The following is a 14,819-nucleotide window of genomic DNA, read 5'->3' as shown; positions in this document are numbered from 1 at the left end:
ACCCCGCCTGACGGGGCCGCGGCCGCTGCGCGTCCGCCCGCTGCGCCGCAGGTCGGGGCGGGGGCGTCGAAGCACCGTCGAACCGGTGTCGAATCCGGGCCGTCCGACGGTCCGCCGGGTGCCGTGCGGGGTCCGTTGCCGGGGCCGGAGCGGGGACCGTACGTTCCGGATCCCACCCACCCCCGGAAGGACGAACCCATGGCTGCAGCAGTGCGCCGCCCCGGACCGGAACGGCGGCCCGAGCGCCGCGAGACGCCCCGCCCCGGCCGCCGCGCCCTCGCCGCGCTGGCCCTCGCCGCGGCCGGCGGCCTGCTGGCCGCCGCCGTCGGCAGCTCGGCCACCGCGGCCGGGCCCACCCTGCGTGACCTCGCCGAGGCCAAGAGCCGGTACGTCGGCACCGCCCTCGCCGTGTCCAACCTCTCCAACTCCACCGTCGCCGGCCTCGCCGGCACCCAGTTCGACATGGTCACCCCCACCAACGAGATGAAGTGGGACACCACCGAGGCCTCCGACAACAACTTCAACTTCGGCCCCGGCGACCAGATCGTCTCCTTCGCCAAGGCCCACAGCATGCGGGTCCGCGGCCACACCCTGGTCTGGCACAGCCAGCTCCCGTCCTGGGTCTCCAACCTGCCCGCCGCCCAGGTCCAGGCCGCGATGGAGGACCACGTCACCACCGAGGCCACCCACTACAAGGGCCAGGTCTACTCCTGGGACGTCGTCAACGAGCCCTTCAACGAAGACGGTTCGCTGCGGTCCAGCCCGTTCACCAACGCGATGGGCGTCGGCTTCATCGCGGACGCGCTGCGCACCGCGCACGCCGCCGACCCGAACGCCAAGCTCTACCTGAACGACTACAACATCGAGGGCCTGGGCGCGAAGAGCGACGCCATGTACCAGCTGGTCTCCTCGCTCAAGTCGCAGGGCGTGCCGATCGACGGGGTCGGCTTCGAGAGCCACTTCATCACCGGTCAGGTCCCCAGCAGCCTGAAGGCCAACATGCAGCGCTTCACCGCGCTGGGCGTGAACGTCGCCGTCACCGAGCTCGACGACCGGATGCCCGTCCCCGCCAGCTCCGCCAACCTCGCCCAGCAGGCCACCGACTACGCCAACGTCTTCAACGCCTGCCTGGCCGTCACCGGCTGCGTCGGCGTCTCCCAGTGGGCCGTCGGCGACCCCGACTCGTGGATCCCCGGCTTCTTCTCCGGCTACGGCGCGGCCACCATGTACGACGACAACTACCAGCCGAAGCCCGCGTACAACGCCGTGGCCACCGCGCTCGGCGGCTCGGTCAGCGCCAGCCCGTCGCCCTCCGGCTCGCCGTCCTCCTCCGCGTCGCCCTCGCCCTCGTCGTCACTCTCTTCCTCGCCTTCGTCCTCGCCGTCCGGTGGGGCCGGGTGCAAGGTGAGCGCGGTGGTGAACGGCTGGAACACCGGGCTGACCGAGAACCTCACCGTCACCAACACCGGCTCCACCGCGGTGAACGGCTGGGCGCTGACGTTCACCCTGCCCGGCGGACAGGCCGTCACCAACTCCTGGAACGCGACCATCGCTCCGGCCTCCGGGCAGGTCACCGCCACCAACCTGAGCTACAACGCGGCCATCGCCCCCGGCGGCACCGCGAGCTTCGGCTTCCAGGCCAACCACACCGGCAACGCCGCGGCCGCCACCGGCTTCACCCTGAACGGGGTGGCCTGCACGACCGGCTGACACCGGTCCGTACCACGGGTGCGCGGCAGGAGCGGGTCGGCGCTCCCGCCGCGCACCCGTCCGCGCGCCGCGGGGAAATTGCCTGGCGGGGCGGGGGCGGGTCCGGCAGGGTGGCTGGCGATGAGCACTTCACGAACGACCGGTGGGGCGGACGCCGCTGCTGCCACGGGCGGCGAGCTGGCCGACGGCGAGCTGCGGCGGATCGCCGCGCGGCTGGTGCGGGTCCGCGGTGTGGTGGGCGTCTGCCTCGGCGGCAGCCGCGCGCGGGGCGCGGCGGCGCCCGGGTCCGACTACGACCTGGGCCTCTACTACCGGCCGGGCACGCTCGACACCGAGGCGCTGCGCCGGCTGGCCGCCGAGCTCTGCGGTGCCCCCGTCGAGGTCGCCGAACCCGGCGGCTGGGGTCCGTGGGTGGACGGCGGGGCCTGGCTGGAGATCGCCGGCGCCCGCGTCGACTGGATCTACCGCGACCTCGCCCGGGTCCGCCACTACGCCGCCGAGGCCCGGGCCGGCCGCTACGAGACCGGCGTGCAGCCCGGGCACCCGTACGGGGTGCCGTCCTACGCCTACGTCGGCGAACTCGCGCTCGGCCGGGTGCTCGCCGACACCGACACCGAACTGACCCTCCTGCAAGCCGAACTCGCCCCCTTCCCACCCGCGTTGGCCGCCCGCCTGGAAGCCGACGCCGCCTGGGAGGCTCCCTTCCTGCTGGCGAACGCCCGCAAGGGCGCGAAGCGCGGCGACGCCGCCTACGTGTCCGGCTGCCTGTTCCGCACCGTCGGCCTGCTCGCCCACGCCCTGCACGGCCGAGCCGGCCGCTGGCTGATCAACGAGAAGGGCGCCATCACCGCCACCGCCCGACTCTCCTGTGCCCCACCGGACTTCGCCCACCGCGCGCAGTGCCTCTTCACCCCCGCCGCCACCGACCCGACCGCCCTCGCCGCCCTCCTGGACGCCGCGGACGCGCTGACGGCGGACGTGCTGGGAGGTGGGGTCGCATGAGCGCTGCGGTCGAACTGACCACCGCGCGGCTGCGGTTGAGGCAGTGGCGGGAGGACGACCTGGAGCCGTGGGCGGCGATGAACGCCGATCCGGAGGTGCGGCGGCATCTCGGGCCGGTGCTGACGGGGGAGCAGGCGGTGGCGTCGATGGCGGGGTTTCAAAGGGAGTTGGGGGAACGGGGCTGGGGCTGGTGGGCGGTGGAGGCGGTCGACGGCGGGGAGTTCCTGGGCTTCGCCGGGCTCGACCCGGTCGATGAGGAGATGCCGTTCGACGGGGTGGAGATCGGCTGGCGGCTCAAGCGCGCCGCCTGGGGCCACGGCTACGCCACCGAGGCGGCACGCGCCGTCCTGCGGTACGGCTTCGAGGAGTTGGGCCTGCCGGAGATCCTCGCGGTCACCGTGCAGGACAACCTCCGCTCCCGCGCGGTGATGGAGCGGCTCGGCATGACGTACGACCCGGCCGACGACTTCCTCGACCCGACCGTCCCGCCCGGACCCCTCCAGCGCGGCGTGCTCTACCGCCTCGCGAGGCCGAGTAGCTGACGGTACGTCAACCGCCCGAGGAATCACGGTGATCGACTTCGGCTCGGGGCCGCCGATGATTATCCTCTCTGCTGACGACGGAACGACCGTCGCACGGGGCGGGGGAGCAGTGGTGGACGAGCCGGGGCGTGCGGAGCTGGACTCGCTGGTGTTCTGGGTCACCGACGGCGAGGAGCCAGACGGCGAGGGCGGTGCGGAGACCATGGGCGTCTTCGGCCGCGGCCGGGAGGCGGTGCTGCGCCGGGTGCCGCTCGGTCCGCTGCGCAGGAACCTGGACGAGACGGTCGGTGCGTTGCAGGAGCTGTTCGAGCGGATCGCCGAGAAGGGCGGACCGCTGCCGCTGAAGGAAGTGCAGCTCAGCTTCGAGGTGTCGGCCGCCGGCGGGATCCAACTGGTCGGCACCGGCCAGGTGCAGGGCACCCGGGGGATCACCTTCGTCTTCGGTCGCTGAGACCGCCCGGTGGCGGGTTTCGCGGCGCTGCTGATCGGCGCCAGCGACTACGAACAGCGCGGCATCACCCCGCTGCCGTTCGTCCGGGGCGACCTCGAGCGCCTCGGCGAGGCGCTCACGGCGCGCGGTGTGCGGGTGGTGACGCCGCGTCCGCGCGGGCAGGTCAGCGCCAACTTCGTCAACGGCGAGGTCAGCGACTTCCTGCGGCAGGCCCGGAGCGGCGACAGTCTGCTGATCTGCCTGACCGGCCACGGCCTGCACGCCAACGGCCACGACTACCTGATCCCCGAGGACCTGCACCCCGCCGTGACCCCGCTGTGGCGCGGCTGCGTCGCCATCGACTGGCGCCAGGAGGTGGAGAACACCCGCGCCGCGCAGGTGCTCTTCCTGATCGACGCCTGCCGCGAGGGCGTCCAGCAGGACACCATGGGCGCCGTCGGCTGGGCCAGCGGCAAGGCCCTCGCGGTCGCCGGCCGCAAGGTCGCCCACCTGTACGCCTGCTCGCCGGGCCAGGTCGCGCTCTTCGTCGGCGCGCGCCGCTCCTCCCCCGAGGGCTCGTTCAGCCTGTTCTCCCGCGCGGTCCGCGACGTCCTCGCCGAACACCCCGCCCCGCTCGACCTCGAACAGCTCCGCATCGCCACCCAGGACCGCATCGACCGCCTCCACCGCGACCACGCCAAGCCGGGCCCGCCCCAGCGCATCCGCGTGCTCACCGACGTCGACCAGACCGCGTTCCAGGTGGCGGGCCCGCTGCTGATCGAACCACCGCCACCGGTGGCGGAGTTGACCGCCGCGGTCGGTGAGGTCCGGTCGATGGCGCCGGACTTGGCGGCCCCGCCCGCGCCGAGCGATCCGCGCGAGCTGCTGGCCGCGGCGCTGCTGGACGTCCTGGGCTACGGGCGCACCGAGCGCCTCGCCCAGTTCGCCGCCGTCGGCCCGGCCGGCGACCTGGTGGAGCTGGGCCTGCAACTGCGGCCGGAGGTCGTCGAGGTGATGTGGGCGGCCGCGGCCCGCGCCCGTCCGGTCGACGGGTTGGTGGAGCTGGCCGGTCTGCTGTGGGACCGCGGCCAGCGGTCGGCCGGCGAGCAGTTGGTGGTGGCGGCGGTGCAACTGCGCGCGGCCGAGGAGCTGTTCGCGGCGCTCGACGCCGCCGTCGGAGAGCCCGGCCACCGGTTGCGGGCGGTCGCGCTGGACGGGCTGCTGCGGCTGCCGGCTCATCAACTAGCGCAAAGCATAAGGGGGTTGCGGGAGGCCGGGCGGGCCGAGACGGTCGAGCTCGCACTCTCCGGGCCTCGAACGGTGGAGGAGCTGCCCGACCTGCTGGCCGCGCTCGTTGCGGCCGGCCTGCACGCGGAGGCCGAGCGGCTGCTCGCGGAGGCCGCGCGGGACTGCGCCGCCGAGGAGATCGACTTCCTGCTGCGCTCCCTGCCCGAGGACGGTGCGGCCGGTCGCACCGGCGTGGTCGGCGCGCTGGCCACCGGCGCACTGGACCGGCTGGTCCGCTGGGCGGCGTTGCGCGGGCCGGACGACCCGGGGGCGTTCGTGGCGTCGGTGCTGGGTGCGGCGGTCCGGCAGCGGAACGACCTGCCCGCGCTGCTGATCGCGTTGCGGGAAGGGGCCGGTCCGGAGCAGGTGCAGGCGGCCAGGCTGGTCTGCGCCGGACTCGAAGCGGTGCGCCTGGAGGCCCTGGTGGGGCAGCTGCTGGAGCTGGGCGAGACCGCCGAGGCGGGCGAGCTCGTGGCGTTCGGCCTGACCTCGTTCCGGCCCGTGGAAGCGGCCCGGCTCGCGGCGGCGCTGTACGCGGGCGGGCAGGCGGAGCAGGCCGGGAGCCTGCTCGCCGCGCTGGCGGGGGCCGACGTGCCGGAGATGGGCGCCTTCCTCCAGGAGGCCGGGCAGGGCGCCCTGCTGGACGCGGCCGTCGAGCGGCTGGCCGACACCCTCGCCCCGGAACGCGTCGCCGACCTGGTCGCCGACCTGAGGGGGCGTCAACTTCTCTCGCTGGCCGAAATCCTGCGCGGCGCCGTGCTCTGGCGGCGCCCGGCCGCCGAGCTGCTGATCCTCCTGGCGACCGCGCGTGAGGAGGACCGTCCGGGACTGGTCGAACGGATCGGCGCACTGCCGCACCCCGCTGAGGACCTGGCCACGCTCATCGCGATGCCCGGCCACCCGGAACTGCAGGCCGCGTACGGGCCGGCGATGGCCCATGCGGCGATTCCCGCTCATCGCGGGGAGGCGCGGACCGAGGTGCTCGGCGAGCTGTTCGCCCGTCAGGGCGATGCCGCCGACCTGATGATGCGGCAGCTCGCCGAGTCCGGACCGGGCTCGGACCACCTGCGCGTGGTCCTGTGGCTGGCGGACCACGGCCATCCCGCACGGGCCACGGAGCTGGTGCAGTACGCCGGCACGACCCGCGGACCGGAGAAGGCGGCCGAGCTCGCGCTGGGCCTGCTGACCTCCCGATACCCGGACCTGGGCCGGCGCCTGCTCGTCCGGTTCGCCCAGGACGCCTCGGGCTCGGACGTGGTGCGGCTCGCCGAGACGCTCGGGCACCACCGCATCGGTCCCGTCCCCGAGGCCATCGCGGACCCCGAGGGGTACCGGGAGACCGCCCGGGAGGGCCACGCGCTGCTGCAGCGGCACGCCGGGCAGCGAGGCGTACCGGCCTTCGCCGACCTGCTGCTGGCCGTCGACTCCTGGTGGGGCGACCACGACGTCCAGATCGGCGTCAGCCGTGACCAGTGGCTCGCGGCGCCGCTGGACCCCACGCTGCTGCTTCGTGCCTTCCTGGCGGCCCGCCAGGTCAGCGAGGCGGGCACCCTCCTCGAGCTGCTCGCGACCGGGGGCACGGTCGGACCCGTGCTGGCCCCTGCGGTCTGGACCCACGCCGCCGCGCTGTTCAAGGCCGCTCGACTCTCCCAGCGGCCCGCGCACGTGGCGTACCTCCTGACGGCCTTCGGGGGAGTGCCGCCGCGCCGGTTCCCGGCGCTGCAACGGGTCCTGGTCGAACTTCGGGCGGACGACGGCACGGTGGACGCGGCGCGGATCCTGGAGCAGGTGGCGCGGCGCGAGTCGGTGGAGGACCTGGGCGCGCTGCTGCTCTACCTGCACCGGAGGCTCACCCACGTGGCCGACTTCGCCGCGGTGTCCCGGATCGCCGCGGAACGACCGAACGACCAGGTCGCGCGGATCGTGGCGAGCCTGCGGGAGGAGCCGCGCGCGCAGGCCGCCTTCCTGCTGGCGTACGCGGTGACGGTGACCTGGGACCGTTCGCGGAAGCTGATGGTCAGTCTGGCCGCACAGGGCCAGAGCGAGTTGGCGACCACGCTGCTCAGGGCGGCGCCGTGGAACCGGACCCCGGTGGCGCTGGCCGACCTGCTGACGGAACTCGCACCGGCACTGGCCGACACCCGGCAGTCGGAGCCGGTGCCGCTGCTGGCCGCGGTGGTCGACGGGCAGGAACTCGAGGTGGTGGCGGCGCTGGTGGCCGCCGGCGCCGACCTGCGCCCGCGGGAACTGGCGCTCACCGGGATCGCCCGCTCGGCGAAGGTGGTGTCGCTGTGGGAACTGATGCTGGCTCGGGGCTGGTACGGGGACGCGGCCCGACTGACCACGCTCGTCGAGAGCGGGCCGGGGGCCGACCCGGCGCACTGGTACGAGGACCTGGTGGCGTCCGGGGTCGAGGTCGACGCGGCGGAGTTCCTGCGGGCCGCCGGTGCGGGCGGGACGCCACCCGACCTGTTGCGGGGAGCCCACTCCTACGCGGCCAGGGCGGCGGCGGCGATGTTCCGCCCGCCGGAGGACGTGGCGGTGATGCTGGCGGTGGTGGCCGACATCCACCACCGGGTGCCCGAGGTCAGCGGGGTGCTGGCGCTGGCCCGGCCGGTGCCCGAGCTGGCGGAGATCCTGCACCTCGCGGCGTCCGGCCGGGGCAGGCCGGCGCTGCCGCTGGTGCTGTCCACGGCGATCGACCGGCGACGGATGCGCCGCGTCGTCGACCTGGTGGAGGAGGCCGGCCGGCCCGAGCGGGCGGGCCTGCGCGAGGAGTTGGCCACGGCGGTGCTCGAAGGCCGCGGCGCGCCTGTGAACCTCACCGCGGTGTGGGACGCCGGGCACCGGAAGACCGTGCTGGACCTGGCGGACGCCATGGTGGCGGCGCCCGCCCGGCTGGTGGATCCGCTGGCGGTGTACCTGACCGCCGGCTGGATCCCACCGGAGGCGGCCGAACCGCTGGTGGACACGTACTGCCTGCGGCGCACCCCGGCCGATGTCGCCGCCCTGCTGCTCAGCCTGCAGAAGCAGCCGGCCGACGCGCTGGTGAGTCGGGGGCTGATGGTGCTCGCGGTCCTGCGGAAGCCGGAACTCGGCTCATACGAAGGAGAGTTGGCGCGCCATCCGGGAGGCCGCCAGCTCGCGGCGCGGCTGCGTGCCGTGACCCGCGATCTGGCGGAGGACGGGCCCCCGCCTGAGCCGGGGCGCTGGCGCTTCTGGCGGCGGGAGGAGTGACCCCGGGCGCAGTGCCCTGGGACCGCTCCTCCCGTCCGTCGCCGCCGAGAGCGTCTGACGCGCCGTCGGATCAGGAAGGGCTCCGGGTCAGCCGACGGTCAGGGTGAACGGGCCGGCCAGGGGGGTGTAGCCGTCGTTGGCGAGGTAGTAGGCGTCGTAGCGGCCGGGGCTGGTCAGCTTGCCGGTGGGGAGGGTGACCGCGCCGCTCTGGTTGGGGGTGTAGGCCCAGGCCAGGGAGGACTGCGAGCCCGGGGTGACGCCGGCCGGGTAGATGCCGACCCAGTTCTTGGCGCTGATCTGGGCGGTGGTGGGCAGGGCGTAGCGGAGGGTGACGTTGCCGCCGCCGGTGACCGCGTTCAGGTCGCCGGTCAGCGTCGGCACGGTGGCGGTGGACGGCGCGAAGGCGGCGTTCAGCGGCGTGGCGTAGGTGTCGTTGCCGGTCAGGCCGGGGAGGTCGAGCGCGGACTCGATGGTGCGGCCGATGCCGTAGTGGTCGTAGTGCAGGGGGCTGCTGGTGCCGGCGGGGACGGTGCCCTGGGAGCCGACCACGACGGTGGCGACGTGGTTGTAGCTCTCGTTCTGGCTCTCGTCCCAGGTGAGCAGGAGCAGGGAGCGCTGCTGGGTCCACGCGGGGGAGGACAGCACCGGGGCGAGGGTCTGGTTCAGCCAGCCGTCCTGGACCTTCAGGCTGGTGGCGCTGCCGTTGCCGGAGGCCTCGCCGTCGTAGTAGTCGTCGGCGGCGATCCAGGAGAAGTTCGGGGTGGTGGCGGCCGACTTCAGGTCGGTGGTCAGCTGGGTGGTGTCGAAGAGGTGGGCCGCGCAGCGGGCCGGGTTGCCGCTGATGTCGGTGTAGTTGATGAACGGCGCGTCGTCGGGCATGTACTCGCTGTCGTACGCCTTGGTGGTGTTGCAGGGGGTGCCCATGCCCTGCTCGTAGGCCTTCCAGCTCTTGCCGGCCGCCTCGATGGTGTCGCCGAGGTTGCGCTGCGGGGAGTTGATGTTGGGCCAGTACGTGGCGCCCTTGGTGTAGGTGTCGCCGCCGGCGATCGCCAGGTAGTTCTCGTCGCTCGGGTGGTAGACGCCCCGCGCGTCGGTGAGGGTGGCGCCCCGGGACATCAGGCTGTGGATGAACGGGGTGTCCGCGGGGTCGTTCATGATCTGCGCGTAGTCGGTGTTCTCCATCATGACGACGAAGACGTGGTCGTAGCCGGGCACGCGGGAGGCGGGCGGGGTCACCGGCGCGGGCGCGGCGACCGGGGTGTTCAGGGTCAGCGAGAGGTTGTCCAGGTAGCCGGACTCGTTCGAGGTGGACAGGAACTGCACCTCGACCTGGATCGACCTGGTCCCGGCCGGGACGGCGCCGCCGGTGCTGCGGGACAGGAACTTGGTGGCCAGGCCCCGGTCGGTCGCGGAGACCGTCGGCAGCTTGGCGGTCGCGCCGAGCGGGTGGCCGCCCGCGTCCCGGAAGTGCAGGCCGACCGCGACGTACCCGCCGTAGACCGTCCAACCGCCCAGCCAGCCCGAGAGGTTGTAGCTCACGCCACCGCCGTCGATGGCGGTCGCCGCGGACGAGACGTCGACGATCTGCGACATCGAGCCGTCGCCGAAGTTGCCGGGGCCGAAGAACGCCTTGCCGGGGACGTTGCCGTCGCCCGGCAGGCCGAAGGCGGCGGTCGAGTGGCACATCTGGTCCACGGCGCCGGCCTGCACCGTCCAGCCGGGGACGGTGGAGGCCGCGCTCCAGTCGGTGGTGCAGTAACCGCCGCTCTCGGCATCGCCGTTGACGATCAGGTTGCCGCTGCTGCCCGCCGCCTGCGCGGGGGCGGCGACGACCAGCGTGCCGAGCAGGGGGAGGGCGGCGAGCAGCCCGCCGAGTGAGCTCCGACGCAGTGCCATGAGAGGTACCTCGTCCCGTTGGTGAGGGTGGATGCCATGGCGGTCTGCCATGAACGGGACATGAATACCGGCCGGTGTCGTCCACCGGAAGAACTCCGGCCCAACTTGGCCAAACAACTTCGCGATCTCGATAACGGTTGGCGTGCGCGCCTTCCGGAAGTGGTGGCGGCTGCCAGTGGGAGGAACCACCGGTGGGAGCCCGACGGTGAGGTGCCGTCAGATCAGTTGGCAGAAAGTCGGACGAGCCTCTGACCTGGACAGCTCGAGGCGACGACGGGTCCGAGCGACGGACGCTCCTGCGAGCGCATCCGGCTGCGGGCCGTGGATCGCTTCGAGGGCGGGGAGGGATGGCGCTCTCGTCGGCACCGGTCATCCTCCAGCCGACGCAGTAGCGCACCGTGCGGTGGTCAGTGGTTCGAGGTACTGGAGCAGGCCGTGGGTGGCCCGCTGAACCCGAGGGCGGGGCGGAGCCGTTGAAGGGAGTGAGGCCGTCTTCCCCAGAGGGTCTCGCATGTAGGACAGGTGCGGTCCGGGGTCCCTGAACCCCGGACCACCACGAGAGAGGGGCCGCCCCCAGGGGCTGCCCCTCTCTCCTGGCGTGCCCGCCACGGTGCTGAGGGGCGCCCAGCTTGCCGCCCACGCCGAATATGCCGACCGCGGCTCCGATGTCGGCGGACCAGGCAGCGGAGCGGACCGCGGACTGCCTCGTCCCCATCGCGCGGTGCACCGGTGATGGGGCGGGCCGGGGTGACCGTTCGGCCGGACGACGCCCCCGGCTGAACCCGGCCGTCTGCTCACCCGTGAAGCGTGGCGACGGACCGTTCGCGATCAGATGCGCAGGAGACCCACCGTGAGACGCAGACACCTCGTGGCCGTCGGGCTGACCCTGATGCTCGTCCGGCCCCTGGGGGCGGCGGCCGCGGCGACCGGCGGGCACACCGAGGCGTTCGTGGTGACCTTCTGCGCCTCCCCCGACAACGACGCGCCCGGAACCACGACGACTGCCTGCCCTGCGGTACACCAGCACGCTGGTGGCACCGGTACGTTCGCCGACCCGATGACGCCGGCCTCGGACCGGTACGAGCTGCCGGTCGGCACCGTCGTCCACAGTCCTGCTCCGGTGCCGGCGGTCATGAGTTCGGGAGCCTCGGCGGTCGAATCGGTCACGGGCTCCGAGTCCGCACAGTCGCCCGCCCCGAGTACCTCCGTCGCGCCGCCCGCGTTCCCGGCTGCGCCGACCTCGTTCGCGGGCTCGTCTCCTCGGGAGCGGCTCGCCGGCTCGGGACGTTCTGTCCTCGCGCCGATGATCCTCGGCGCCATGCTCCTGGGTCTTGGCCTCGTCGCTCTCGTGATCGCGGTTCGGCGGTCGACTCGGCACCGGTGATGTGCGACGGGTGCGAGCCGATACCCCATCAGAACGGGGTCGAGATTGCCGACACGGAACGAGGTGGCGTGGGGTGGTGGAGGTGCGGACGGTGTGGGCCACGCCGGCGGACGGCACCCCGGACGGCGGCTGCCGGAGTCACTTTGGATGCCCCTGGCCGGACTCGCCGGGGGCCAGTAGCCTGAGGCCTGGTCGGAGCGGGTGCACGGGCGCGCGAGTGCGTCGGTGACGGGGACGGGCGGACGGCGGGAAGCGGGTCGGATGCGGGTACTGGTGCTGGGCCGCGTCGAACTGCGGGACACCGACGGCCGGTTGGTGGAACTCGCCGGTGCCAAGCGCAGGGCCGTGCTGGCGCTGCTGGCCGTGCGGCTGGGCCGGGTCGTCCCGCTGGAGGACTTCGCCGCCCTGCTGTGGGAGGGCGATCCGCCCGCGCAGTTCCGGGCGGTGGTCCAAGGCCATGTCGCCGCGCTGCGCAAGAGCTTGAACGGTTCGCAGCTGGTTCTGGAGACCCACTCGGCCGGCTATCTGCTCCGCGGGCCCGCCGACGCCGTGGACGCCCAGGAGTTCGTGGAACTGACCGACCAGGCGGCACGTGCCGGAGCGGAAGCCGGGCAGCTCCACCGGAAGGCACTCCATCTGTGGCGCGGAGCGGCGCTGGCCGACCTGCCCGCCAACACAGCCCGCGAACGGCTGGCCGCGCCGCTCGAGGAGGCCCGTGCGCAGACCCTCGAGGCCTGGGCCGCATACGAACTGGCCCGGGGGGACGGCCAGTCGATGGTGCCGCTGCTGGAGTCCGCCGCGCTCGCCCAGGATCTGCGCGAACCGACCGTCCGCCTGCTGATGCTCTGCCTCCACCAGGCGGGCCGCCAGGCCGACGCCCTCGATGTCTACCAGCGCACCCGGGAACGGCTGGAAGGCGAGTTCGGCATCGAGCCGGGCCCCGGCCTCGCCGAGGCACTGGCCACCGTGCTCGGCCGGAGCGAGACCGACGGGGCAGGGCCCGCCGACGAGCCGGCGGAGTTCCTCGTGCCCAGGTTGCTGCCACGCGAACCGGTCGGATTCGTCGGGCGCGACAAGGAGTGCGACTGGCTCGACCGAGTCTGCGGCGCCCGACCCGACCGTATCGGCGTCGCGGCCGTCGTGGGCCCGGCCGGAATCGGCAAGAGCGCGACGGTGGTGCGATGGGCACGCTCCCGCTCCGACAGCTTCCCCGACGGTCAGCTCTTCATCGACCTGCGCGGCTTCCACGCCGGCGGCTGCGTGCCCGCGGAGGAGGCGCTGGCGCGCTTCCTGGTCGCCCTCGGCGTGCCCGAGCGTCAGATCGCCGACGACCTGGAGGGCCGCGCGGCGCGCTACCGGGAGGAGACCGCCGGTCGGCGGCTGCTGGTCGTGCTCGACAACGCGGCCGACACCGAGAACGTCGGGCCGCTGCTCCCGGCCGGCAGCGGCTCCGCCGTCGTCGTCACCAGCCGCAACGACCTACAGGACCTGGCGGTCGCCGAGGGCGCCGAACTGCTCACCGTCGGTACGCTCCCCCGTGACGAGGCGCTCGGGCTGCTCGGCCGGCTGCTGGGCCAGAGCCGGGTGGCCGCCGAGTCTGCCGCAGCCGACCGGTTGATCGACCTCTGCGGCAGCGTTCCGCTGGCCCTGCGGGTGGCCGGGGCCCGGCTCGCCGCCCGGCCCGGGTGGGCGTTGGCCGATCTCGTCGCCGAACTCGACGACCGGGCCACCCGCCTGCGCCGCCTCGACACCGGCGGCGGCGCCGGTGTCGGCGCAGCACTCGATCTCACCGTGGCCGCCCTCTCGCCGGAGGCCGCCCGGCTGCTGGCACTGCTGGCGCTGCACCCCGGGCAGTCCGTCGACGCGTCGAGCGCCGCCGCCCTGCTGGGCAGCTCGCTCGCGGTGACCCGCCGTGCCCTGGGCGCGCTCGCCTCGTACTACCTCGTCACCGAGACGAGCCCCGGCCGCTACGACCGGCACGACCTGATCCGCCTCTACTGCGAGGAACTGCTCGCCCTGGCCTGCGGCCCCCGCGAACAGGCCGAACGGTTCGGCGCCCTGCTCGACGGCTACCTCGCCGCCACGGCACAGGCCGCCGGACTGCTCGCCGGGCCGCACGAGTGGGTCGCGACACCCGCGGGCGACAGTCCGCCGACCCTGCCCCGGATGGTGGACGGCCGCAGGGCACTGGCCTGGTTCCGGGCCGAGGAGCCCGCGATCCGAGCGCTCGTCGAACGCGCCGCCGACACCGGCGACCACGACCGCGCCTGGGGCATCGCGGTGAACTGCACGGCGCTCTACTACGGCGCGGCGCCGCTGACGGACTGGCTGCGCTGCGCCCAGGCCGGGGCGCGCGCCGCCGAGCGGAGCGGGCAGCCGCTCGGCCGGGCCGTGGCCGGCACCGCGCTGGTGCTCGCACTCAGCGAGAGCGGCCGGGCCGATGAAGCCCGCCCACACATCGACCGCGCTGTCGCGGCGGCGGAGGAACTCGGCGACTGGTATCACCGCACCCGTGCCCGGCTGGGCTCCGCCGTGCTGAATCTGCGCCTCGGGTTGACGGACCAGGCCCTGGCCGACTGCGACGCCGCCCGGCGCATCGACCGGAGCACCCCCGAAGGCAGCGCAGGCATCGCGCGCGGCCTCGACGCCGAGTGCGCGTGGCTGGAAGCCAGGGTCAGGCTCCGGGCGGGCGAGGCCGGTGCTGCGCTGGAGTGCGCGCGCGAGGCTCGGGAGACGCTCGGCGACGAAGCCGCCGTCGTCTCCAATCTGTACCTCTCCATCCTGCTGGTCGAGGCCGAGGCCCTGGGTGCGCTCGGCCTCAGTGTCGAGGCCGAGCGGGCCTGGATGTACGTGGTGGACCTGTGCCGAACCGCCCAGGGTGCCCACCTGCTCGCCCGGGCGCTGCAACTGGCGGGCGAGTTCTTCGCTCGGCAGGGGCGAGCCGAAGCCGCCCGCGACCATCTGCTCCAGGCCGCCGAGCTGGTCCGGGCCCGCGGCAACCGGCCGCTGGCCGATCGGTTGGCCGAGACGGTGCGCCGCCTTCAGGGCTGACCGGGCGGCAGGAGCCGGTGAGCGACCGTCCCGGTGCGGGTGAACCGCTACTCGAAGGGCGAACGTTCAGCCTGGCAAGGCCCGGCCGTGCCGTCCGAACTCGGTGGTGACCAGGTCCTCCCATCTGTCCCTCCACCGGCCGAGGGTGCTCAGGTGGCGTGGAGGAGAGCCAACGAGTGAGGTGCTGTTGTCGTGTCGATCAATCCTTCGCCTGAGATCGCGGGGTTCTTCTCGTTCGTGACGGGGATGCCGTGGCCGGAGGCGGATGAGGATCTGATGC

The 14,819-nt window shown here is 73.8% G+C and carries 8 protein-coding genes; 7 read left to right on the top strand and 1 reads right to left on the bottom strand.

Features of this window, described 5'->3' with window-relative positions; all coding sequences use genetic code 11:
- The first annotated feature begins 198 nt into the window (after positions 1 to 198).
- The 5 genes from AB0K51_RS31595 (at position 199) to AB0K51_RS31575 (ending at position 8,208) form a co-directional block, all read left to right on the top strand.
- Entirely contained in the window at positions 199 to 1,710 is a 1,512-nt protein-coding gene (locus AB0K51_RS31595; protein ID WP_363461140.1) for an endo-1,4-beta-xylanase, read from the top strand.
- 120 nt (positions 1,711 to 1,830) lie between these two features.
- Complete coding sequence (locus AB0K51_RS31590; RefSeq protein WP_363461138.1) at positions 1,831 to 2,712, top strand: nucleotidyltransferase domain-containing protein; 882 nt, start codon at positions 1,831 to 1,833, stop codon at positions 2,710 to 2,712.
- Positions 2,709 to 3,254, top strand: coding sequence for a GNAT family N-acetyltransferase (locus AB0K51_RS31585; protein WP_363461136.1), 546 nt, complete (start codon positions 2,709 to 2,711; stop codon positions 3,252 to 3,254). The genes AB0K51_RS31590 and AB0K51_RS31585 overlap by 4 nt, the downstream gene beginning before the upstream one ends.
- A gap of 112 nt (positions 3,255 to 3,366) precedes the next feature.
- Positions 3,367 to 3,705, top strand: a complete 339-nt coding sequence (locus AB0K51_RS31580; RefSeq protein ID WP_363461134.1) for a hypothetical protein — start codon at positions 3,367 to 3,369, stop codon at positions 3,703 to 3,705.
- A 9-nt stretch (positions 3,706 to 3,714) separates the two neighbouring features.
- The gene (locus AB0K51_RS31575; protein WP_363461132.1) at positions 3,715 to 8,208 is read left to right on the top strand and encodes a caspase family protein; all 4,494 of its coding nucleotides are present in this window, start codon (positions 3,715 to 3,717) and stop codon (positions 8,206 to 8,208) included.
- An 87-nt stretch (positions 8,209 to 8,295) separates the two neighbouring features.
- Here AB0K51_RS31575 and AB0K51_RS31570 read toward each other — a convergent pair whose 3' ends face one another.
- Positions 8,296 to 10,104, bottom strand: coding sequence for an alkaline phosphatase family protein (locus tag AB0K51_RS31570; RefSeq protein WP_363461130.1), 1,809 nt, complete (start codon positions 10,102 to 10,104; stop codon positions 8,296 to 8,298).
- Between the two features lie 868 nt (positions 10,105 to 10,972).
- On the opposite strand from AB0K51_RS31570, the gene AB0K51_RS31565 reads away from it, so the two are divergent.
- Together AB0K51_RS31565 and AB0K51_RS31560 are read left to right on the top strand one after the other, a co-directional pair.
- Positions 10,973 to 11,488: a hypothetical protein gene (locus AB0K51_RS31565; RefSeq protein WP_363461128.1), complete on the top strand. Its 516-nt coding sequence runs from the start codon at positions 10,973 to 10,975 to the stop codon at positions 11,486 to 11,488.
- Positions 11,489 to 11,749: 261 nt separating this feature from the next.
- Entirely contained in the window at positions 11,750 to 14,539 is a 2,790-nt protein-coding gene (locus tag AB0K51_RS31560) for a BTAD domain-containing putative transcriptional regulator (RefSeq protein WP_363461126.1), read from the top strand.
- Positions 14,540 to 14,819 lie beyond the last annotated feature (280 nt).

It is taken from the genome of Kitasatospora sp. NPDC049285, from assembly GCF_040678815.1.
Taxonomy (GTDB): domain Bacteria; phylum Actinomycetota; class Actinomycetes; order Streptomycetales; family Streptomycetaceae; genus Kitasatospora.
This window is presented reverse-complemented; position numbering and strand designations above follow the sequence as displayed.